The sequence below is a fragment of the Nocardia sp. NPDC057440 genome, from assembly GCF_042802915.1.
Taxonomy (GTDB): Bacteria; Actinomycetota; Actinomycetes; order Mycobacteriales; family Mycobacteriaceae; genus Nocardia.
Map to the genome: position 1 here is coordinate 92,378 of NZ_JBHVDF010000013.1, position 21,720 is coordinate 114,097.

Annotated in this window: 17 protein-coding genes and 2 pseudogenes; 13 read left to right on the forward strand and 6 right to left on the reverse strand. The window is 64.3% G+C overall.

All coding sequences use genetic code 11. The annotated features are described in order from the left end of the window. Nucleotides 1-14 precede the first annotated feature (14 nt). From ACFU4Z_RS25150 to ACFU4Z_RS25180, 7 genes and pseudogenes are all read left to right on the forward strand, one after another. Nucleotides 15-1,709: a CocE/NonD family hydrolase gene (locus ACFU4Z_RS25150; RefSeq protein ID WP_379067097.1), complete on the forward strand. Its 1,695-nt coding sequence runs from the start codon at nt 15-17 to the stop codon at nt 1,707-1,709. A 323-nt stretch (nt 1,710-2,032) separates the two neighbouring features. Beyond that, nucleotides 2,033-2,227 (forward strand): hypothetical protein, encoded by a 195-nt coding sequence (locus ACFU4Z_RS25155; RefSeq protein WP_379067099.1) that lies wholly within the window; start codon nt 2,033-2,035, stop codon nt 2,225-2,227. Between the two features lie 51 nt (nt 2,228-2,278). Continuing rightward, nucleotides 2,279-2,425 (forward strand): hypothetical protein, encoded by a 147-nt coding sequence (locus tag ACFU4Z_RS25160; protein WP_379067101.1) that lies wholly within the window; start codon nt 2,279-2,281, stop codon nt 2,423-2,425. 186 nt (nt 2,426-2,611) lie between these two features. Further along, nucleotides 2,612-3,277 carry a recombinase family protein gene (locus tag ACFU4Z_RS25165; protein ID WP_379067103.1) on the forward strand — a complete coding sequence of 222 codons (666 nt, stop codon included), beginning with the start codon at nt 2,612-2,614 and terminating at the stop codon, nt 3,275-3,277. A 573-nt stretch (nt 3,278-3,850) separates the two neighbouring features. Then, nucleotides 3,851-5,134, forward strand: coding sequence for a discoidin domain-containing protein (locus ACFU4Z_RS25170; RefSeq protein ID WP_379067105.1), 1,284 nt, complete (start codon nt 3,851-3,853; stop codon nt 5,132-5,134). A gap of 250 nt (nt 5,135-5,384) precedes the next feature. Then, nucleotides 5,385-5,774 (forward strand): annotated as a pseudogene (locus tag ACFU4Z_RS25175) (recombinase family protein); the annotation flags it as partial. Between the two features lie 155 nt (nt 5,775-5,929). Next, complete coding sequence (locus tag ACFU4Z_RS25180; RefSeq protein ID WP_379067376.1) at nt 5,930-6,016, forward strand: hypothetical protein; 87 nt, start codon at nt 5,930-5,932, stop codon at nt 6,014-6,016. 70 nt (nt 6,017-6,086) lie between these two features. On the opposite strand, the gene ACFU4Z_RS25185 is transcribed toward ACFU4Z_RS25180, so the two are convergent. Then, the gene (locus ACFU4Z_RS25185) at nt 6,087-6,485 is read right to left on the reverse strand and encodes a hypothetical protein (RefSeq protein ID WP_379067107.1); all 399 of its coding nucleotides are present in this window, start codon (nt 6,483-6,485) and stop codon (nt 6,087-6,089) included. A gap of 347 nt (nt 6,486-6,832) precedes the next feature. After that, nucleotides 6,833-8,173, reverse strand: a complete 1,341-nt coding sequence (locus ACFU4Z_RS25190) for a cytochrome P450 (RefSeq protein ID WP_379067109.1) — start codon at nt 8,171-8,173, stop codon at nt 6,833-6,835. A 488-nt stretch (nt 8,174-8,661) separates the two neighbouring features. On the opposite strand from ACFU4Z_RS25190, the pseudogene ACFU4Z_RS25195 reads away from it, so the two are divergent. Continuing rightward, nucleotides 8,662-9,253: pseudogene (locus tag ACFU4Z_RS25195) on the forward strand (IS5 family transposase); the annotation flags it as partial. 28 nt (nt 9,254-9,281) lie between these two features. Here ACFU4Z_RS25195 and ACFU4Z_RS25200 read toward each other — a convergent pair. After that, nucleotides 9,282-9,782: a hypothetical protein gene (locus ACFU4Z_RS25200; RefSeq protein ID WP_379067111.1), complete on the reverse strand. Its 501-nt coding sequence runs from the start codon at nt 9,780-9,782 to the stop codon at nt 9,282-9,284. Nucleotides 9,783-9,976: 194 nt separating this feature from the next. Then, nucleotides 9,977-10,225 (reverse strand): hypothetical protein, encoded by a 249-nt coding sequence (locus tag ACFU4Z_RS25205; protein ID WP_379067113.1) that lies wholly within the window; start codon nt 10,223-10,225, stop codon nt 9,977-9,979. Nucleotides 10,226-10,399: 174 nt separating this feature from the next. Here ACFU4Z_RS25205 and ACFU4Z_RS25210 point away from each other — a divergent pair, with 174 nt between their 5' ends. Further along, entirely contained in the window at nt 10,400-11,746 is a 1,347-nt protein-coding gene (locus ACFU4Z_RS25210) for a family 1 glycosylhydrolase (RefSeq protein WP_379067115.1), read from the forward strand. Nucleotides 11,747-13,095: 1,349 nt separating this feature from the next. Beyond that, entirely contained in the window at nt 13,096-13,404 is a 309-nt protein-coding gene (locus tag ACFU4Z_RS25215; protein WP_379067117.1) for a hypothetical protein, read from the forward strand. Nucleotides 13,405-13,627: 223 nt separating this feature from the next. On the opposite strand, the gene ACFU4Z_RS25220 is transcribed toward ACFU4Z_RS25215, so the two are convergent. After that, nucleotides 13,628-14,296: a hypothetical protein gene (locus tag ACFU4Z_RS25220; protein WP_379067119.1), complete on the reverse strand. Its 669-nt coding sequence runs from the start codon at nt 14,294-14,296 to the stop codon at nt 13,628-13,630. 1,288 nt (nt 14,297-15,584) lie between these two features. Between ACFU4Z_RS25220 and ACFU4Z_RS25225 the strand changes: the two genes are divergently transcribed. Next, nucleotides 15,585-17,354: an enoyl-CoA hydratase-related protein gene (locus tag ACFU4Z_RS25225; RefSeq protein ID WP_379067121.1), complete on the forward strand. Its 1,770-nt coding sequence runs from the start codon at nt 15,585-15,587 to the stop codon at nt 17,352-17,354. Between the two features lie 5 nt (nt 17,355-17,359). After that, nucleotides 17,360-17,992 carry a glyoxalase gene (locus ACFU4Z_RS25230; RefSeq protein ID WP_379067123.1) on the forward strand — a complete coding sequence of 211 codons (633 nt, stop codon included), beginning with the start codon at nt 17,360-17,362 and terminating at the stop codon, nt 17,990-17,992. 106 nt (nt 17,993-18,098) lie between these two features. Here the strand turns inward: ACFU4Z_RS25230 and ACFU4Z_RS25235 are convergent, their stop codons facing one another. After that, nucleotides 18,099-19,565: a peptidoglycan DD-metalloendopeptidase family protein gene (locus ACFU4Z_RS25235; protein WP_379067125.1), complete on the reverse strand. Its 1,467-nt coding sequence runs from the start codon at nt 19,563-19,565 to the stop codon at nt 18,099-18,101. Between the two features lie 472 nt (nt 19,566-20,037). Here ACFU4Z_RS25235 and ACFU4Z_RS25240 point away from each other — a divergent pair, with 472 nt between their 5' ends. Then, entirely contained in the window at nt 20,038-21,669 is a 1,632-nt protein-coding gene (locus tag ACFU4Z_RS25240) for an ABC-F family ATP-binding cassette domain-containing protein (protein WP_379067127.1), read from the forward strand. The last annotated feature ends 51 nt before the right edge of the window (nt 21,670-21,720 follow it).

A 21,720-nucleotide genomic window follows, 5' to 3' on the forward strand; every position in this document is an offset into this window, starting at 1 on the left:
AGGGATGTGACGACGTGGGATTCGAGTGGGTTCGGATTGCGAGGGCGCTGAGCGCGGTCGTGGTGTCGGTGTCGGCATTGTCCGCTGGGGCAGTCCCGGGGAATGCGTACGCTGCGCCCGGCGACTTCAGCGTTACGCCACTGTGGTTCGACGTCGCCACCGGACCCGACGGCACTCATCGATGCATTGTCGAGGGCGATCTGTATCGCCCATCCGACGCCGTGGCTTCCACGCCGGTTCCCGCGATTCTCGGTACGAACGGCTTCGGCATGTCCAAGGCTGACCTGGTGGGAACCGGGGCGATGCTCGCCGCGCAAGGGTACGCGGCGCTGATGTATTCCGGTCTGGGATTCGGGGCCTCGACTTGCAAGGTCAGCCTCGACAATCCGGAGTGGGACGGCCGTGCCGCGCAACAATTGGTGAGCTTCCTCGGCGGCGCCACCGGGATCGCGTACACCGATCCGGCATTGAAGATCCCCGCTGCCCCGATCGACTTCGTTCGTACCGACCAACAGTCCACCTCGGGTCAGCGACTCGACCATGATCCGCGTGTGGGGATGCTGGGCGGCTCCTACGGCGGCGCCGTCCAGTTTGCCGCGGCCGCTACCGATCCGCGCATCGACACCATCGTGCCCATGATCACCTGGAACGATCTGAGCTACTCGCTGTCCCCCGACGGCGCTGTCGGCCCGGCAGGCCGAGGCACCGGCGGCACCGGCGCCATCAAGTCAACGTGGGCGACAGCCTTTGCGGCCATGGGTGCGTTGTCTCCAGGAGTGCAGGGCTATCTCGCCGAGCCGTCGCGGGCGCTGCCTTGCCCGAACCTCGCCGACCCGGTGTGTCCAGCACTGAGCGTCTCGCTTACGCAGGGCTTCGCCGGTGATGCGGAGGCGGAGTACTTGCAGTCGACCTCGGTCGCCGACTACATCGACAGGGTGCGGGTGCCTGTTCTGCTCGCGCAGGCACAACACGACACGCTGTTCGACCTACAGGAAGCCACGGCGACCTATCGCGGGTTGAAGCAACGCGGTGTCGAGGTGAGCATGATCTGGCACTACCGCGGTCATGGCGGTGATCGGATACCGGGCGAGCTGACCGAGAAAGCGCCGAATCGCGAGACCGACTACCTGGTCTCTCGGTATATGGGCTGGTTCGACCGCCACCTCAAAGGCGCCCCCATCGCAGCGGCTCCCGAGTTCTCCTGGTTCCGTGACTGGGTCGCCTACGACGGCAACGCCGAACCCGCGTATGCATTCGCGCCCAGTCTCGACGACGCGGCCACCCTGACCGATCTCCCGCTCACCGCTGGCGCGCAGCAACTGCGTTCCGGCCCCGAGGCGACTCCCGAGGCCACCGCGACCTGGACCAGCGAGCCGCTCACCGCCGACCTCGCACAGGTAGGGGCACCGCAAGTCGCACTGAAGGTTTCGGGGGCTACCGCGGCGAACGCTACCGAGGCGGCGGTGCTGTTCATGACGGTCTACGACCTCGCCCCCGACGGCACCGCAACAGCCGTCGGCAACACCGTTCCCACGCGCGTCAGCTCCGACTCCACCGTGCAGGTGACGGTGCCCGCCGCCGTGCATCGCTTCCAACCGGGCCACCGAGTACAGGTCGCTGTATCGGGGACAGCCAACGGCTTTCGCAGTGGCTTGGTGTCACGCGATGTGTCCGTCGCGGTCGCCGCACTCAGCTTGCCGGTGGCATAGGCTCAGTTCTGGATGCTCGGGGTCGATACCGACGTCTCGCGCATGGCGGGCAGCGCCTGTGGGAGTTCCTGTGCAAGGCGAGAGCCTGGCGATCAAGATCAACAATCGGCCTATTTCTGACCGCCGATAAAGTGAACCAACCCGGGGTCTGACCGCTGATAATGAGCGGTTCGGAGATGTCGAGAAGATCGATTCTCCGACAGCTGACCTTCGGCGGCAGTCAGGATGTCGTCACAGCTGGCGGCCGATCCGCTGGGTCAAGCTTCGTGGTTCACCTTCACCGACTCGGCGCCGGTGGCGCTGTGGAGTGGGACTATATGGTTATGGCTAAGAAGCATATTGAGCTGCTTGCGGTCGCAACGAGCAGCACTGTGGTTGATCATGTCGGCAACGGCAGCCTCGATCCCGGTGACCAGGTGATCGTCACCGATGATTTATTCCGGGGCGACGGCGACAAGGTTGGCCGCGATAGCCTTGTCGGCACAGTCCTCTCCGCATCGGACGGGTCGGTGGAATGAAACTTCCAAGCCGCCCTCTTGCTACCTGAGGGGCAGATCACCGCTCAGGGCATGGTGAAAGACCCTGGCAAGCCCGGCAAGTCCGTGTACGGCATCGCGATCACCGGAGACACCGGCAGCTACAAAGCGGCTCGCGGCTACATCCACGTCGATGTCATCGAGTCCGGGAAGAGCGCTCTGACCGTCCACCTCACCTGATCGCCCCGGCGGATGCTTCGGCTGAGTAGCAACAACTTGCGGTGTCGTAAAACGTTCGGTTCTTGAACACCACCCGCCGGACGGAATCGCCAGGGCGACCACGCCAGCGTGGTGTTCAACAAACATGTCGAAAACGGCTGGTGTTCAACGAGTCTTGTCAGACCTTTCTCGTACAGTCTCCGGGGCATGGCCAGCCAGACTCACGCCCTCGACATCGCCGAACCGCTCGCCCTCGATGGCGATGCGCTCGACCCGATCGGCGGGGGCGGCGCCCTCGTCGGCTACGGACGGGTCTCGACCAAGGGACAGCTGCTCGACCGCCAGGTCGCCGCGCTTACCGCGGCCGGATGTCAGCGGATCTTCACCGACAAGAAGTCCGGCAAGAACGCCGAGCGCGAGGAGCTGCGGGCGTGCCTGGAATACCTGCGACCCGGCGACACCCTGATCGTGCCGTCACTGGACCGGCTCGGCCGTAGCTTGCAGGACCTGATCACGATCGTGGCCGGACTTCGCCGCCGCGGCATCGGATTCCGGTCCCTGCACGAAGCACTCGACACCACCACCCCCGGCGGCAGGCTCGTCTTCCACGTGTTCGCCGCGCTGGCGGAGTTCATCCGCGAGCTGATCGTCGACGGCACCAACGAGGGCCTGGCCGCCGCCCGCGCCCGCGGGCAACGCCTCGGCCGGCCACCGGCGATGACCGCCGAACAGATCCGCCAGGCCCGCGCCATCCTCACCCGCCCGGAGGAAACGGTGTCCTCGGTCGCGCGCCTGCTCGGCGTTTCGCGCGGCACTCTTTACAAGCACATCCCCGAACTAGGCAGCAGTGGCCGCGTGGCCGTTGAAGGCTGACACCGATTCCAGCGAGCCGGAACGTCCTTTCGAGCGGCGGCGCGTTCGATCATCCCGATACCCTGCGTGCGATCAGCCGCTTATGTCGCTGCGTCGATGGTTCGGTGTGGTCGAACCCGACCGAGTACGGCTGGTGTCGCCGGTTGCGGTGGGCGGCGGATTCGTGGGTGCCGCTGCCGATAGCGTTGCGCGCCAACGATTTCCGCTCACGCGGTGTCCGGGCTGCTACGACAGCTGTTGTATCGCCTCGCCCGGCACGCCGTTGAGCGGGCATGTTGTCGAACAGCGGGACGGCGGCTCTGTTGTGGCTTACTGTTGACCGAGGCTGTCCCGTCCGGACTGCGGGCGGGGCAGGACACGGAGGAGGGGCACCGTGATCGTCCGAATCGATATCTTGCGCATGATGCTCGACGAGTTCGCCGGGCCGGCGGGGTGAGATTCTGTCCCCGTCCCCGTCCCCGCCTCCCTGCCGATCGGCAGCGACCCCGAGATCCGCTCGGGCTACCTGGTTCTCGAGGACGCCGCGCAGTGGAGCCGAAACACCCAGCAGCACTACAAGCGAGGAGCGCGCTGATGACCACGGTCCCGCAGTACACGGCCACGACAACCACCCAGGGTGCGGTGAGCGCCAGTGCGCCGCTGCATTTCGACCTCAACACCAACCCCGACCCGGTCCGGATCTCGCCTTCCACCGGTGACCCGCAACGCGCGGACTTCGTTCTGGTCGGCAGCCGCCGCAGCGCGACCCCCATCGAATGCCGCAAGATCATTGTCACCGTCCCCACCGGCCCCAATTCGCCCGATCTGACCCCGGACCTCACCAGTGCCTCGGCCCAGATCAGCCTGCCCGGCTGGACCCCGGCCACCAACACCGCCGCCAAAACAATCACCTTCGCCCCCACCTCGGGCAGCGCCGAGATCGGCCGCGACCAGGGCGTCACCGTGCAGCTGATGGGCATGCGGATCAACACCGAGATCGGCAGCGCGCCACTGCGTATCGACCTCGAATGGCGGGAAGCCGGCTACGATGACCCCTGGGAAACCGGTACCACGGTATTCGACATCGGTAAGTTTCCCCCGAGCTTTCATGTGGACAATTTCATGGCCAAAGAATTGATCGTCGACAATGGTGGCACGGTCAAACTCAACTGGGAAGCCAGCGGCGTCTCTTCACTCAAGCTGCTCTACGACGTCGCCGAGGTCAACGTCCTGAACATGACCACCTACACGATCAACAACCTCAGCCACACCACTGTGTTCTATCTGCGCGCAACCGTCCAGGTCGGCAACAACACCGTCGAACGGACCCTGTCCACCACCGTTACCGTCCTCGTACCCGACCTCAAGATCAACAACCTCACTGTGCTGGGTGAGATCACCATGGCGACGCCTTGGACCGTGAATGTGGGCAGTTATCCAGGGTTTGACCCCGCGCATCCGGCGGAAAACATGCTGGATGGGAATCTCGAAACCTTTTACAAGAGCAAAAATGATCCCATTAAGAACTCGAGCGTGCAATTCGATCTCGGAAACGTGGTAAAGATTGATGGTGTCGATGTGTATCCCGGTGACCCGAACGGAAATTACCGGCTGCCGCATACGAGTTTGGATACCTCCGTCGACGGTGCGAACTGGCTCGAACACTATACATTCGGCGCGTCGGCCCCCGAGTTTCACTACTCCTTTCCTGCAAGTGTGCCGGTGCGCTACATCCGATTGACCTTCGTATTAAACTCGACCGGGCTGATAGCCATTCGATCGTTCCAGGTCAGGCCGCCGCAGCCGCTGCGGGTCACTCACCAGGGCGCCGACTTCGGTGTCCCAATAATCGCGCACCAGGGCATCACCGAACGCTGAAGCCCGCCACGGGGCCACATTCAATCCGGGCCACTCCAGCCGCAGGTGCGCATCTCCATGTCGGTCTGTGACGCGGTTGCGGACCGTCGGCTGGTCGAACAAACGCCTGGCTATTCGATCGTTACGGGCACGACACCCCGCCGCTCAGCGTCGACCGTGGGTTGTAATGAGGCTGGGACGGAGGGCGATCGGTCGATGAAGGAATAGCGCACAGTGGGAATACGTACTCTCCACCAGTTGGGGGTCCCGGTTGCAATCGCCGAAAAACAACGGATATGGCGTCGGCGGAGGCGGCGCGCTCATCGGCTACGGCCGCGTCTCCACCAAGGACCAGAACCTCGCCCGCCAGATCCACGCGCTCACCGCGGCGGGATGCCAGAAGATCTACACCGACAAGAAGAGCGGCAAGGACACCGAACGCGCGAAACTCTGGAAGTGCCTCGAGTACCTGCGCCCAGGTGACACTCTCGTGGTGCCGTCCCTGGACAGACTCGGCCGATCCCTCCAGGACTTGATCTCGATCGTCGCCGGACTGCGCAAGCGCGGCATCGGATTCCGATCCCTGCACGAAGCCCTCGACACCACCACCCCGGGCGGGCGCCTGGTCTTCCACGTGTTCGCCGCCCTGGCGGAGTTCATCCGGGAGTTGATCGTCCACGGCACCCACGAAGGCCTGGACGCCGCCCGCGCCCGCGGGCAACGCCTCGGCCGGCCGCCGGCCATGACCGCCGAACAGATCCGCCAGGCCCGCGCGCCCTCACCCGACCGGAGGAAACCGTCTCCTCGGTCGCAAGACTGCTCGGGGTTTCGCGGTCGACGATCTACAAGTACCTGCCCGAACTGGCCACCGAGCCGCAACCGGTGATCGAGGCGAGCGCCTGACCACCGAGAACCGGCTGGGACGCGCGCCTTACCGGCGGCTAGGCCACGCCCGCGGTAAGCAGAGACGCTTCTACTCGAAGCGCCAAGAGTCGGAAGATTCGGCCGAGCCCTCAGCGAACCCGATTGAGTAGTACTCAACCTGCCACTCGACGAAGAAGGGTACCCAAGGCTTATTCCAGGGTTGACCCGTGTTCCCGAGCATCGGTTCCCATCGGACCTCAGGGGCTGCGTCCGCCTGCGGCGGCCCTTCGACGATCTTGCCCGCAAGGTAAACCGCGAACGGTTTCCCTGCCTCATCCACCATCTCGACGGCCAGCGGGGCCATGCTCCCACCGGTCGCCCGGAGCACGGGCCGACCGTCGACGTACTCCAGTGTCAGTCCCCACCACCGGTCCCTGCCAACGCTGACACCCTCGCTGTTGCCCTTCACTGCCTCTACTTCTACGTAGCACGAAACGTCAAGCGTCACTCGATAACAAATGGTGAAGGAAGTCCTGAGCCCGCACACTGACACCTGAACCCAGAGCATCGTCTGCCACTTAGTTTGACGCACCGCTGCGCACCACCCGTCCTCTGCGTCAGACCAACTCGCAACGGACACTGGCTGCGCTGACATGGGGCCCGGGAGACGAGCACCGGGACTGACTGAAAATCAGACACTTCCCGAGCACCCGATCGAGGGGCGCCTGCGAGTTAGCAGTTCGCCGCGGTGCGGGCGGGTACTGCGACCGGTGACCTCGTGAGTCACCCGGAGCTTCTGCACCCGCCCGACGCCGCGGCCGATGGCGACTTGATTCCCCCTTCGAATACCGCTGTCTATTTCAGGAGTACCGGCAGGTGGTCGTGCCCGTTGGCGATGAAACCGGGTACCGTGCCGAGTTCGTCAGGGGGGACGGCTAGTTTCATGTGCGGGAACCGCTGGAAGAGTGCCGGAAGGGCCACCTGCGCCTCCAGTCGTGCCAGCGGTGCGCCCGGGCAGCGGTGGGCGCCGTACCCGAATGCCATGTGGTCCTTGTTCTTCCGTGTGGGGTCGAACTTGTCCGCGCTGTCGCCGTAGATCTTGGGGTCCCGGTTGGCACCGGCGGGGCAGGAGAGTATCGGATCGCCTTCGATGATAGCCACGTCGCCGAGAACGAAATCCTTCACCGCGTAGCGCAGCGGGGCGTGCGCGATCGATGGCTCCAACCGCAGCACTTCCTCGATCACATCTGCCCAGCTGAGACTGCCGTCGAGCGCGGCGGCCAGGTGGTCGGGGTTGGTGAGCAGCAGGTATATCGACTGGTCGATCAGGTCCACCGTCGTCTCGTGCCCGGCGTTGACCGTCAGATAGAGCGTCCCGACAAGTTCCTCAACGCTGAAATTCTTTGCGGGATCGTCGACATGGGAGATGAGTGTGCTGGTCATGTCCTCGGCGGGATTCTCCCGGCGATACGCGACGAGGTGCTGCAGGAGCCCGATCATCTCCTGGTAGTTGGTTACGGCCGCCTCTTCGCTCAAGGCGATGTCGAAGATGCCGTCCACGCATTTCCGCAGTGGCCCGATCAGGTGCTCGGGAACCCCCATCAGCTCGTTGATCACACGCAGAGGCAGCGGATAGGCGAAATTCTCGCGGATGTCCACGGGGTGGCTCTCCGGCGCGGCATCCAGACCCGTGACCAGATCATCGGCGATCGCCTGGATGCGGGGCTGCAGCGCTGCGGTGCGCCTGTTGGTGAACGCCGGTGCCACGAAGTTGCGGAGCCGACGGTGTTCGGATCCGTAGGCGGTGAACATCGAGCGCGTATTCACCCAGTTGAGGAGAGGAAAGTCCTTGCCGATCTCCCCGTTCCGGAACGCTGGCCAGTGTTGGTGAGGGTCTTTGGAAACATCGGAACCGGAGAGGATCTCCTTGAGTATGGCCGCGTCGGTTACCGACCATGCCGGCACCCCGCCCGGGAGCACGACCTTGGTGACCGGTCCCCGCTCCCGGATGCGGGCGATCTCACCCTGAATGTCAGGACCTTCGGGATCGAGGATGATGGGGTCGGTGTGGTTGTCCATGAGAACTCCAATCTGACCGTAAACCGGCGGGCGGGGGTTTGTGTTTTGCCCCCTCGGCCTCTGGGGCCATTTCAAAGGTAGCCGTCGATTCCGTTGGGTCTCTACCGTTTTCGGCAAAGATGGGATGTTTTCGGCAAGTGGCGGGTCGGGGGAGAAGAGGTGACGCTGCTTGGCGGAACTGGCCAGCGGGCGAGACCAGTTTGCGCATCCGCCGGTGATCGGGCCCGCGGGCGGTGAACATGTTCTTCACCGCCACCCACGTTCAGCCGCGGGTCCCGCGCAGAGTCAGGAAGCACGCAGACAGCAGCCCCAGTTGTACTCACCACTCTCGGGGGTATGCAGTTCGAGCCAGTTGATAGCATGAGTGCCGGTCGGACAGACTGCTTCGGCGTACGCGACCAGGAGGTGGTCGCCGCCATTGATTTGGGTCAGGCCAGGCCGAATATTTCGGGGGGCATGCGTATAGATGTACGTTTGCCGAAACCACCTCCTTCGCGCGCCATCAAAGAACCGCGTCTGACGTGGATGGGATGCATGCAGGATGCGTCGGGAACCGTTGTGCTGCATGATGTCTCGTCGTAGTCGTCGAGTTCTCCAGCCGGTTGGTGCCCGACGAGTTGTGGGCGCTGGCCGAGTCGCTGCTGCCGAAGTTCAGCCCGCGCCCGCAGGGTGGTGGGACCGCGCCGACCGACGAACGGGCGGTGTTCACCGCGGTGGTGTTCGTGCTGACCAGCGGCTGTGCCTGGCGGATGCTGCCATCATCGTTCGGTGTCACCGTCCCGACTGCGCACCGCCGGTTCAGTGCATGAACCGAAGCTGGCCTCTGGCGGCGATTACATCGGGCAGTCCTGGACGAGCTGGGCAGCAGAGGCTTGATCGACTGGTCGCGAGCAGTAGTCGACGCGGCGTCGGTACGAGCCAAAAAAGGGGATCGCTGACGGGCTCGAGTCCGGTCGACCGCGGCAAATCTGGCTCGAAGATCCACGTCCTGTCCGATCGTGCGGGAATCCCTCTGTCCGTGGGCATTTCGGCGGCCAACACCATGATGCACAAGCGCTGCGGCCACTGGTCATAGCGATCCCCGGGTCCGATCGCGGCGCGGCCCACGCCGGCGCAAACCCGCACGCCGACAAAGCCTATGATGCTGCTGAACTGCGGGAATGGGTGCGCGATCGAGACATCGGCGTCCGTATCGCCCTCACCCTCGCCGCCGCGCTGACAGGCTTCAAGAAACCCGCAAAATCATCCACGTGAGACACGGCTTTAGCGCGGGAGTAATCGTCGTAGTCGATCTCGACGTCTTCACCGTGATCCAATCGAATGTGGTTCCACGCGCCTGTCGCCACGTGCGGCGGAAGTTGTGCGGGCACCGGACGTTTCCCTTGCGGTCTGGGAACACCAGATCGAGATCGTTCGGTGTGGCTTCGAGCTTGAGCCGCAGAAGGGTTGTCACGGCGAACTTGGGCAGCTTGAGGACGCGGTATCCGGCTTCGGTCTTGGTGAACTCCTGGCGGTGTAATCCCTTCTCGGAGTCGCGGGTAACCGTGCCGGAGATGGTCGCCAACGGAACCGGGGCTGCAAGGTCGAGGTCACACCAACGGATGGCGAGAACTTCGGCAGGGCGGGCACCTGTGCCCAACGCGATGTCGGTCACGTCGAGGATGACTCGGCTGCGCTTGGGGCCGCTGACGTACGCGTCGCAACCTTCGATCTTCTGACCTGACACCCACAGTTCCATCTGTGCACGCAGCGCCTTCAGCGTCTCCAGATCCGCCGCACGCGGCGTGGCCCGCTTCTTGCGGGTGAGCTTGCCGACTTCCCGTGCTTCCCGGCGGGGTAGCCGACAAAGCGGGCAACGAGTACGAAGACCTTTGGACGGCTACGCGCGTCGCTGACTTACTCCGCTGCCAGAACCACCCCTCAATCATCAGGGGCCCGTGCGTAGTCCGAGCGCGGCTGTCCATGAAGGTCGATGCTTTCGAAGGGGCAGGCGGCTGTGTTGTATGCGGTCGGTGAGACGTGGAGCGCGGAGATGCGGTTCACGATTTCGGAATCGGTCGGGTCGAAGGCTGCTTCGCTGTAGGGCTGGCCGACGTTGGTGGGAAGAACGCGGTAGTCGCTGAGTTTACGAGTCAGCACGCTCAATGGTTCTGCCGGAATAGGCAGCACACAGCACCTTTCGCGTGCATGGTGCAGCCTCGCAAGGTCCTGGCGTTTCGGTGGTGCGGCATTGGCGACGGACACCGTGATCCGTCGCGCGGCGATGGGAGAACTCGATGCGAAATCGCCGGGTTGACGGTGCCTGCCGATAGTCCAGCTATCGCGCGGCTAGATTCACGGTTCATGCGCACTTGGACTCGGCAGGTGACGAGTGCGGTCGCGGCCTCGATGGCTGTACTGCTGGTGCCCAGTGTGGGCACCGCGGCTCCGCCATGGCCTGTAGCGGGCGCTCCTGCGTTCGGGCCCGAATTTCTGTGGGGTGTGGCCGCCTCCGGCTTCCAATCGGAAGGCCATGCGCCCGACAGCAATTGGATGCGCTATATCGCGGACAGAGGTCTGGAACCCTACGAGAACTCGATCGACTTCTACGACAGGTACGCCTCCGACATTGATCTGGCGAAGTCGCTCGGTGTGAAGGTGTTCCGGATCGGCATCGAGTGGGCGCGTTTGCAGCCGACGGGCCCCAATCAGTGGGATGCCGACGGTTTCGCTTTCTACGACAAGGTGGTCGCCAAGATCGTCGCAGCGAGGATGCGGCCGATGATCACCCTCGATCACTGGGTGTACCCCGCCTGGGCCTTCGAGAAAGGCGGATGGGACTCCGACAGCATGGTCAGTCATTGGCTGGCCAATATGAAGAAGGTGGTCGACCGCTACGACGGCCGAGATCCCTTATGGGTCACCATCAACGAGCCTGTCGCCTACATCATGCACGAGGTGGTCAAGAACGAGACCAACCAGCAGGTGATGGAAGATCGGGTCGTCGAGGCGCATAACGCGATCTACGACTATATCCACGACAAGCGTCCTACCGCGAAGGTGACCAGCAATGTCGCGTATGTCGCGGGTGAGGACGAGCAGGTCAACGGCCAGGTCGTCGCGAAGATCCGTGACCGGCTCGATTACATCGGCCTCGACTACTACTTCGCTCGCAGTGCGACGCCGTCGAGTGTGTCCACTCCGGCTCGCGCCATCGCCGATTCCCCACTGAGCGGCATCTCGCAGCTCACTGTGCGGGCCGAAGGCATCTACTACGCGCTGAAACGGTATTCGGGACTATTTCCCGGTAAGCCGCTCTACGTTGTGGAGAACGGCATGCCCATCGAGGACGGTGGCACACGTCTGGACGGCTACACCCGCAGTGATCATCTGCGTGACACCGTCTACTGGTTGCAGCGCGCTAAGGCCGACGGCGTGAGTCTCATGGGCTACAACTACTGGAGCATCACCGATAACTACGAATGGGGCAGCTACAGTCCTCGATTCGGTCTCTACCAGGTCGATGTGGTCGGCAAACCCGACGCCCTCGAACGTAAGGCCACCGACGCCGTCCCCACCTACACCACGATCATTGCCGAGGGCGGTGTGCCCGACGGCTATCAGCCGACCCGCGAGGCCGCACCCTGCGAAGCAGTCGACTCCTACGCAGGCTGCGCCGGACTGCCGTCGACTCCGCCGCCGTCCTCGTAGTGGGTCCTTGCTCACAGCGGATCGATGGACAGGCCGTGGCGGAAAACAATTGGGCCGCTGATCTGGACAGCACGGTGCCCGCTGGACGCCGGAGGACATAGCCGGGGCCACTCGCAAAGAAGCTCTTCGCCCTGCTAGCAGCCCAAGCCATCCACGGCGACTCCGCCCACACGCTGATCGCCGCCGGTCCGCACTCCGTATTTGTTGCCGTTCGATGTGCACAAGGAGTGAATGTCAGCGTCCAAGGCCGTGGACGGTTTCGACGTACGCGCCGAGACGGCCGAGTCCGAAGGGTAGCTCGGTAGGATGTGCCCGAGCAGGTCGGCTGCCCAGGTCAGGAACTGGTTTCATCTCTTCGCCATTTTGCCGAGAGCTTGCCAAGACAGGCACGTGCGGGCGGGACGGTGTGGTCGACCAGGACGGGGTATGGCCCCTGGCCTGGACGAGATGGACGGGAGCCCACCCGCTGGAATGTTCTTGCGACACTGGCAGTGTGGGGGTTAGGTGTTCGAGTCCCCTTCGTTCACAGTTTTAGTTTGATATAGCCGCAGTTCAGAGGGTATTTCTCTGGCCTTTCGTCAACTGGATTTTGACCGGGATGTTGACGTGGACGTGTGTTGACGTGCCCTGATGTTGACGGCCGTGCCAGCGCTGTCCTTGGGGGAGCGCTTCCCTTCCGGTTTGCGCGCGTGGATTCCCATGTGTGGCAGTGATTTCGGGTGAGCGCTACCGGTCGTCGGATCGAGAGGTCAGGAGGGACATGGGTCGTGGGCGCCTCGGTGTTTGCCGTCCATGCCGACTTGGGATGAACTAGCGGGATGCCTGGTGTCCGGGGCCGCGCTCCCCGCTCGGCGATGACGCGGTAGCGATTTGCTGAAGAGTTTCTAGTACGGAAGGTGCTTGGCGTGTCGCACTCTGACACGCCGTCGGCGCTGTCGCGAACGTGGACCGCAGTGCGGCTAGTGCGAAGCAAGATCGAAATGTCTCACAACGGGGTTTGAGTGGCTGGACCACGGCGGATTCTGTCATTCGATCCTTCCCACCAAAATCTCACATTTTTGATGGGATTTGTCCAGATCTGATGGGACATGACGGGCGGGTGCTGGCGTATAGATATCGGCTGTGACCAGGTGTGTTGGGGTCCGCTGAGGCATGTCGATGAGATTGGAACCTGTGTCAAGTGGTCGCAGGTTCAAATCTTGCCGGCTTGATACCAGGCTCCGCGGTCGCGCCGGGGGCGACATCGGGAGTTCGTCTCTGTGACTTGGAACCAACACGGGCGCAACAAAAATCGGCTTACGCGTCGTTCCTGGACGAGGTTGTTCGGCATGGCAAGGCATTAGGTGCGCATGGCTCAGGTCGTGGACCTCGGTCGTGTTTTGCTGCGCTCGCCGGGGTGCTGCGCGATGACCGTGCGGTTTGCCGCCGTTTGTTATGTCAGCGTTGTGCTCGCGAGGGGTGGGTTCGGTCAGCAGGGTGCCAATGCAGACCTGGCCCGGCGGCAAGGGGTGGGGCTCGCCGGTGAGTCCGGCGATCTCTTCGATTCCTGCGCGGGTATAGACGGTGGTAGCGCCCAGGCCGTGTGTATGTGCGTGTCCGGCAAATGCTTTGGCGACGCTAAAGCCGAAGTTACGTTCACCCAACGCAGCGTGGTGTGACGCAGCCAGTGTGTGGTGATCCCTTGTATGGCAACAACCTCCAGCTCGGTACCGATCCGGGCCCAGAGGGTGTCGTAGCGGCGTTTGCTGATCGGGGGTCCGTAGCGGTATCGCAGCAGTCGTTGATGTGCCGCAGCGCTGACGGGACGACCGTTTCGGGATTTCGGTCGCGTGGCACCTGGCAGGTTGATGCGTTCGTGGTAGTGGCGCAGCAACCCTGCCATCAGTGTTGGTGAGACTGGTTGCCACCGCTCCTCGTCTCCTTTTCACGTAGCCGGATCAAGCACTGTGTCGGGTCGAGATCTTGCAGGCGCAGATTGAGGGCTCCCTCCAGACGGCAGGCGGTCTCGATGTGCAGGCGGAGGATGAGGCTGTCGAGTTCAGGGTCGTCGCTGGTGACGACGGCGACCCGACATATCTCTTCGAGTAGGTCGGCGGGAAGTGCTCTCCGGTTCGACGGACGAGGTCGGGGTTTCTCCAGCTTGGCGGACGGATCCTCTGTGGCAGCGACGTGTCCGTCGTCGACAGCGAACCGATACAGGCATCGGATTGCGTGGAAGAAGTGTTCCTTGGTGCTATGCCCGCCGCGGTCGCTGCGTCGCACCACCCTAGTGCTGACCAAAGTCGCCGTGAGGTGCTTGAATTCCGAGACCGTTGGCGCGTCGATTCGGCGGTCGCCCCATGCGGCCAAGACCTTCCTCCAATAGGCCATATAGCCGTCACGGGTCACGGTGTCCGGCATAGCGTTGTAGACAACCGGCACATACTCTCTGAAGGCCGGAACCTGTGGTCGGTGTGGAGCAGCGTGCAGCAGGTCCCGCGCTGACACACCGAGGCTCTGCAGCACTGCTGCCGCAGTGGCGATCTTGTCGGTCGTTATCGCGGCGGTCATGATTCCGCCCCGATACCGCGCTCAGCCATGCACCGAACGGCGACGTCGTCGAGCACAGGCGAAGGGAAGATCACCAGCGTTTTCTCGCGGGGGCGGGCGACGAGCAGTATGCGGCTGCCGGAAGAGATGGCGGCGACGCGACGCGGGCGCATGGACAGCCGTACGTTGCCCTGTGTGTCGATGCCGAGCCTGCCGCCACGTGTGATGCCTCGGTCCCGAAGAGTGCTGTCGGTGCCGCCGACGACGACCAGGCCGTGAACGAGCCACCATTCGAGGCGATCGTCGGCACGCCCAGCCCAGCGTGTTCAGGACCTCCTTGGCTGTGACTCGTCCGCTGCTATCGACTGCGCGGAGTCCGTAGTAGGCCCTCGGCGCGGGCACGGTGTTCACGTGATGGATCGGAGGCACTGTCAGACCCATGCGGCTGCGTGCCGACCTCGATGCAGGCGGCATCATCGAGTTCGGTGGGCACACGGGTGTGGCCCTTGGGATCACGGGCGCGAGAATGTCCGCGTCAGCCACGCCGACCACCTGGAGAGCCGAGTCGGCGAGGCGTGGGCGGGTATCGGTGATGTGTGGCAGCGCGGGGATAGCGCAACGCGAGCCCTGCGGATCCGCATCGACATTGTGTTCGACGGTTACCTCAGTCACATGATCTGAGCGATTTCGCTCTGTCTGCGGGCTCATGGCGCCGTACGCTGCCGCGTGTGACTCCCTGTTCTCGGGCAGTCGCTCAGGTGGTCTCTGCTGGACTCGCGCATACCGGCGGCAACCCAGATCTGACGGGTACGGGTTTTCGCCACCGTCGAGCTGCATTTGCCGGTGTTCGAAGGGCGTCGGAATCATTGTCGAACTTCCAGCCCGCCGTTGTCGATGATTCGCTCAGCGCTGTGTAGGCCTCGACATTCGGTGGCTTCGCGGCCTGCGATCACGTAGTGGTTGTCGACGAACCCGGAAAACGGGCGCTAGCCCCTCGTGAACGAGGGGTCATTCTAAACGGAAACTCCCACGGTTGCTGCCAATTCGGAGTCCCTGTTCCATTCATCGGCAGAAGAAAGGATTTTCTGTATTTCACAGTAGCCGGGCCGACTGATAGGTCGTCAATGGCCTGGTTTCCCGCGTTCTGTATGCACAATAATTGGGTGCACACGAATCGGAGGAGTGCGTTGACCTCTGAGGGTGGTGAACTCGATAGTTCCACGCGAGTGGTTTCGATTCGGATTCTGGCACCGCTGGTTCGGATGCGGGCGTATCGAGAGGGTCGAGAGTGCAGCAGCGTATTCTCCTTGTGAGCAGCGCCGACAACGGCCTGACCAGGCGCGCCCGGCTGGCATTGCGCCGCTCTGGACGACTGGTGCGTACAGCGGTGGTGACCATCAGCAGCGATATCGAAAAAGCGGTCGAGACATGCGACTCCGATGTGGTGATCTGTCCATTCCTAACTGTCCGCATTCCGGAATCGGTATATACGCGATGGCCTACCGTCGTTATCCACCCAGGCCCGGTCGGCGATCGCGGAGGCAGCAGCCTCGACTGGGCTGTGAGTGAGAACGAGCCGTTGTGGGGTGTCACAGCACTCTCCGCGGTTGATGCGTTCGACAGCGGACCTGTCTGGGCGACACGGACTTTCACACTGCCGCGTCTCCGAAAATCGCTCGTGTATAACGGGCGAATGGCGAATGCTGCCATCGAGTGCATTTTAGAAGTAGCCGACAAGGCCGCCGACCCAAATTTCCGTCCATTCGATCAGGAAACTGCACATCGCCCGATCGCGCATGCGAGGGCGCGGCGGTTGATGCGCCAGAGTGACCGGGCCTTCGATTGGGCGTCCGATCCCGAGCAGATTCTGCGCCACATCCACGCCGCCGACGGCGCGCCGGGCGTGGTTTCGACGCTGGCGCAGCGGTCCGTGCGTCTCTACGACGCACACCCCGGTCGCAGTGGGCTCGACGCGGCGCCGGGGACCTTGATCAGTCGTCGCCATCATGCGGTCGAAGTGGCCTGCGGTGGGGGCGCCAGCATCTGGGTCGGCCACCTGAGCATCGACCTCGGCGATCGCTGGTCGTGCAAAGCCCCGTCCACCGCCGTACTTGCACGAGCCGGGATCGCCCTCGGCACGATCCCGGCCACGACTGGTGCTGCGGCAGCCGAGGACGGGCAGTTCACCGACATCACCTATCGGCGGTTCGGCCCGGTCGGCGAGATCGGTGAGGTGGCATTCGATTCGTACAACGGCGGAATGACCGAAAGTCTCTGCCATCGGCTGGCCATCGCGATCCGGGCCGCAGCGTGTGAAGACACCAAGGTGCTGGTGGTACGCGGGCGCGGCCACGCGGTGTTCAGCAACGGCCTCCATTTGGGCGAGATCGAGATCTCGCCGGAACCGGCGAAACAGGCGTGGCGGACTATCCGTGCGATCAATGCGTTGTGCCGGGAAATCTTGTTCTGCCCCCAGCTGTCGCTTGTGGCGATGACATCCGCGGGGGCCGGTGGAGCAATGCTGCCGCTGTCGGCTGATGTTGTGGTCGCCACCGGCCACTCGGTCATCGACCCGCACTATCGCACCATGGGTTTGGGTGGCTCCGAGCTGCATTCCTACACCCTGCCGCGGCGCGTCGGCGCCGACACCGCGCACGGGCTACTCGAGGCCGCCGAACCGATCGACGCCCTCGCGGCTCTCGATATCGGGTTCGTCGATCACGTCGGCCCCGATATCGGGTTCGACGACTGGCTCATTGCGCTGGCTCGCGAGTATGTCCAGCCTGAGCGGTGGTTGTCGACGATGACGCGCACGCGCGGGCGGCTGGCCCGGGATCTGGCCGACAAGCCGTTGGATGCTTACGAGTTCGAGGAACTCGGCGAGATGGCGCGCAACCTGTTCTCAGACAGTCTCGGGTTCGAAGCCAAACGGCGGGCGTTTCTGTACAAGACCCCGTATCCGCGTCATCCGGATCCACGCGGTGTGCGCGACGGTGGGGATGTCGCCGTGCGTGGCGAGCCGATGACCGAACCGATCAGGAATCGAGAAGCGCCGGTCACCGAGCAGCAATTAGCGTGACTGCCATGGACATCACCACTCACCAGACCTCTATCGAGTCCGTCATCCTGGAGGTGCCCGACCCCGCGGCCGCCGTGGCCTTCTATGCCGCCGCGTTCGGTCTCGGCGACAGGGTGCGGGTCCGTGCCTCGGAGGCGCCGACGACCGGTTTTCGTGGCTTCATCCTGTCGCTCGTGGTGTCTCAGCCGAGCACGGTCGACAGCCTCATCGGCACCGCTCTCGACGCAGGCGCGACGACGCTGAAGCCGGCCAAGAAGAGCTTCTGGGGCTACGGCGGGGTCGTCCAGGCCCCGGATGGGGCGATCTGGAAGGTCGCGACGTCGTCGAAGAAGAACACCGGCCCGGCCACCCGGGAGGTCGACGATTTCGTGGTGCTGCTCGGGGTCGAGGACGTCAAGGCGACCAAGCAGTTCTACCTCGACCGCGGTCTGGCCGTGGCGAAGAGTTTCGGCAGCAAGTACGTCGAGTTCGACACCCCGCCGTCTTCGGTCAAGCTGGCGCTCTACGGGCGCCGTGCCGCCGCCAAGGACGCAGGCGTCGCACCGGAGGGCACCGGGTCACACCGGATCGTCATCGGCGGCAATACCGGGCCCTTCACCGACCCGGACGGGTTCGTGTGGGAGGTCGCCTCGGTCTGACGCTTTCGTGCACGGCGTGGCTACAACATGTGTGGCCTGATCAGGCGTGCCCAGTCCGGAGAGCTTTCCACCGGCGCCGTGGTCCGGGGTCGGGCAGGCACCGCGCTCATACCTGTAGCCCATTGGCGGCCAGCTGGCTGCGGGGATCCACCGCTCGGCCGTTCTGGCGAACCTCGTAGTGCAGGTGGTTGCCGGTGGAATTGCCGGTCGATCCGACTGCGCCGATGACTGTTCCCGCGGGGATCTGATCGCCCACTCGCACACGGATGCTGCCTGCGGTTTGGTGGGCGTAGATGGTCTCGGTGCCGTCCGCGGACCGAATCCGCACGTGGTAGCCGTAGCCGCTGCCACTGTTGCCTGCTTGAATCACGGTGCCACCGGTAGCGGCGTAGATCGGGGTGCCCGCAGCGGCCGCAAGGTCGATACCGCCGTGGTGGTCGCCGTGGCGGGGGCCGAAGCTGGAACTGACGCGGTAGCTCCCGGGGTCCAGCGGCAGCCGGGCACGCCCGTCGCCAGGTTGCCCGGTGCCGCCGATCGCTGTCTGCCTTCCGACTAATCCATTGAGGTACTGGTTGGTGAGCTGGTTGACTGCCGCGGCGGTTTCGGAGGCGTTCGCTTGACCGCTGCCGACGATCGTCTGGGCTTTTTGCAGCGCGGCGGTAAGTATTTGGTGCACTTTCTGCTGTCCGGCCTTGGTGTAGGCGTTCGGACCGAGCTCGGCCAATTGCACATTGACCTCGCGAATGAGCCGAAGAATGGCCTTCTTGTCGACTTGGTTGGATCCGGCCAGGCCCATCAGGTGACTCACGAGTCCGTTGTCGAGGGCATTGAACGCCGTCGCCGCGTTCTTCTGGAACAGTGACCGCGCTTGCAGGGCTGCCGCGGTGGCGCCGGAGCCGTCGACTGCGCCGGGTCGGGTCGCCAGGCTGCCGGTATTCGAGGTGACGTCACCGCCTTCCTCGCCGTACAGGACTGCCAGTTTCTCCAACGCCGCGAGGGCTTCTCGGGCTTCGGGGGTCAGGCCGGCACCGGTGTCGTCGACGGCGGGAGCCGCGGCGGCGGGGGACCCGGAATCTTTTTTGGACAGCCCTGCCAGCGCCGAGGCCAGCATCGGCAGCGCGGACAGCGCTGCCGAGCCCACGGTGGGCGCGAGCTGCGCGAGCATCTCCGGATCGAGCCCCGTCGATGCCGGTGCCGCAGCGGCGGGGGTGACGGCAGCCGGGGGTGGCTGCGTAACCGAAGGTTGCGCGGGCACCGCAGGCGTGGTCGTCGAGGTGGCAGGTGCCGTCGGTGCCGCGCTGGTGCCCACGGCGGGGGTGGGGCGCAGTGACGGCAACCCGTGCCACGGTGGGGCGGGACTCGGCGGCGCCGCGGCCTCGGACAGATTCGGCGGTGCCGGAGCCCCGGACAGATTCCGACCCAGATTCGCCAGTGCCAGAGCCGTTTTCGCTACGACGTCCGACTGTCGTTCCGGCGGGGGCTGTCCCGGCGCAGCGGGCTGGTCGGTAGTCGGCTCGTCGTCGGCAGCGGCGTCGAGGTCGGTGATCAGCTGTGGTAACTCGCTGCTAGTCACCACGGCCTCCCCATGCCTCAGGCTTCATCGACTCGCTCCTTATGACGCCGCTGTTCCATTAGAGATTGTGATCGTTGCGCCGGTGGCCACGTCCTCATCAATGGGAACAGGCTCCCAATTCTTCAGTGTGGCAAGGAAATACACACCTCACGCCGCCGAAGGCAGGCGCGGTGGCCACGCGCGGCGGCGGATCGCGGTTCCAGCGGTTGGGCACACATCGAAACGGCCCGCGCGCTTCCACGACATCCACCCGCGGCCCGCCGAACTTTTCGACATCCGCGCCGGAGGGAAGCAGGAGTGGCGACGGGGACGACCGGCATCGGAAGGTCCCCGAGCGTTACCGAGGTCACACCGGGCTCGCTGGGTGTAAGAGCGGTCTCCGGGGCCAGGTAAAATCGGTGGTTCTTGCGCTGATCTCGTCACACAATCGAGCAGCTACCGACCAGCACCACGTATCCGTGAGGAGAAGCCTGTGATCACCGCGACGGACCTGGAGGTCCGGGCCGGAGTCCGCACCCTGTTGTCGGCCCCGGGGCCGGCACTGCGGGTGCAGGCCGGCGACCGGATCGGACTGGTCGGGCGCAATGGCGCGGGCAAGACCACCACGCTGCGCATTCTGGCAGGTGAGGGCGAACCCTACGCCGGAAAAATCTTGCGATCCACCGATATCGGTTACCTGCCGCAGGACCCGCGCGAGGGCAACCTCGACGTGCTCGCCCGCGATCGTGTCCTTTCCGCGCGCGGACTCGACGCACTGCTGCGCGACATGGAAAAACAGCAGGCGCTGATGGCCGAGGTGGCCGATGACGCCGAACGCGACAAAGCCGTGCGCAAATACGGACGGCTGGAGGAGCGTTTCTCGTCGCTGGGCGGTTATGTCGCCGAGAGTGAGGCCGCGCGCATCTGTAACAGCCTCGGCCTGCCCGACCGCGTGCTCGGCCAGCCGCTGCGCACCCTGTCCGGTGGCCAGCGCCGGCGAATCGAGTTGGCGCGCATCCTGTTCGCCGCCTCCGACGGCAGTGGCGGTCGCTCCGACACGGTCCTGCTGCTCGACGAGCCGACCAACCACCTGGACGCCGACTCCATCACCTGGTTGCGGGGCTTCCTGCAGAACCACGACGGCGGACTGATCGTGATCAGCCACGATGTCGAGTTGCTCGGCGACGTGGTCAACAAGGTGTGGTTCCTGGACGCGGTGCGTGGCGAGGCCGACATCTACAACATGGGCTGGAAGAAGTATCTCGACGCCCGCGCCACCGACGAACAGCGCAGGCGCAGAGAACGGGCGAATGCCGAGAAGAAGGCGAGCGCGCTGCGCGTGCAGGCCGCCAAACTCGGCGCAAAGGCCACCAAGGCCACTGCGGCGCAGAACATGGCCAAGCGCGCCGATCGGCTGATGGCGGAGCTCGATGACATCCGGGTCGCCGACAAGGTGGCGCGGATCAAGTTCCCTGAGCCCGCGCCCTGTGGCAAGACGCCGCTGATGGTGAAGAACCTGACCAAGGTGTACGGCTCGCTGGAGATCTTCACCGGTGTGGAGTTCGCGATCGACAAGGGCAGCCGGGTCGTGGTGCTCGGACTCAACGGTGCAGGCAAGACCACGCTGTTGCGGCTGCTCGCGGGCGTGGAGACCCCGGATTCGGGTGGACTCGAAGAGGGCCGCGGTCTGAAGATCGGCTACTTCGCCCAGGAACACGACACGCTCGACGACGACGCATCGGTGTGGGAGAACATCCGGCACGCGTCACCGGATGCCGGAGAGCAGGAGCTGCGCAGCCTGCTGGGCGCGTTCATGTTCACCGGCCCGCAGCTGGATCAGCCCGCGGGAACGCTGTCCGGTGGTGAGAAGACCCGCCTCGCGCTGGCCGGGCTGGTGTCTTCGGCGGCGAATGTGCTGCTGCTCGACGAGCCGACCAACAACCTCGATCCCGTCTCGCGTGAGCAGGTGCTGGACGCATTGCGTAGCTATGCGGGGGCTGTCGTGCTCGTCACGCACGATCCCGGCGCGGCCGAGGCGCTGAATCCGGAGCGTGTGATCTTGCTTCCGGACGGCACCGAGGACCACTGGTCCCAGGATTATCTGGAACTTATTCAGCTTGCGTGATTTTCATCACAAGGATCTGTTGATCACGGCCCGCTGAGTGCTTAGCCTGGA

Excerpts from the sequence above, each read along its gene's own strand:
- ACFU4Z_RS25155 (WP_379067099.1), top strand. The coding sequence starts at position 2,033 with ATGGCTAAGAAGCATATTGAGCTGCTTGCGGTCGCAACGAGCAGCACT.
- ACFU4Z_RS25160 (WP_379067101.1), top strand. The coding sequence starts at position 2,279 with ATGGTGAAAGACCCTGGCAAGCCCGGCAAGTCCGTGTACGGCATCGCG.
- ACFU4Z_RS25165 (WP_379067103.1), top strand. The coding sequence starts at position 2,612 with ATGGCCAGCCAGACTCACGCCCTCGACATCGCCGAACCGCTCGCCCTC.
- ACFU4Z_RS25170 (WP_379067105.1), top strand. The coding sequence starts at position 3,851 with ATGACCACGGTCCCGCAGTACACGGCCACGACAACCACCCAGGGTGCG.
- ACFU4Z_RS25210 (WP_379067115.1), top strand. The coding sequence starts at position 10,400 with ATGCGCACTTGGACTCGGCAGGTGACGAGTGCGGTCGCGGCCTCGATG.
- ACFU4Z_RS25215 (WP_379067117.1), top strand. The coding sequence starts at position 13,096 with ATGGCTCAGGTCGTGGACCTCGGTCGTGTTTTGCTGCGCTCGCCGGGG.
- ACFU4Z_RS25220 (WP_379067119.1), bottom strand. The coding sequence starts at position 14,296 with ATGACCGCCGCGATAACGACCGACAAGATCGCCACTGCGGCAGCAGTG.
- ACFU4Z_RS25230 (WP_379067123.1), top strand. The coding sequence starts at position 17,360 with ATGGACATCACCACTCACCAGACCTCTATCGAGTCCGTCATCCTGGAG.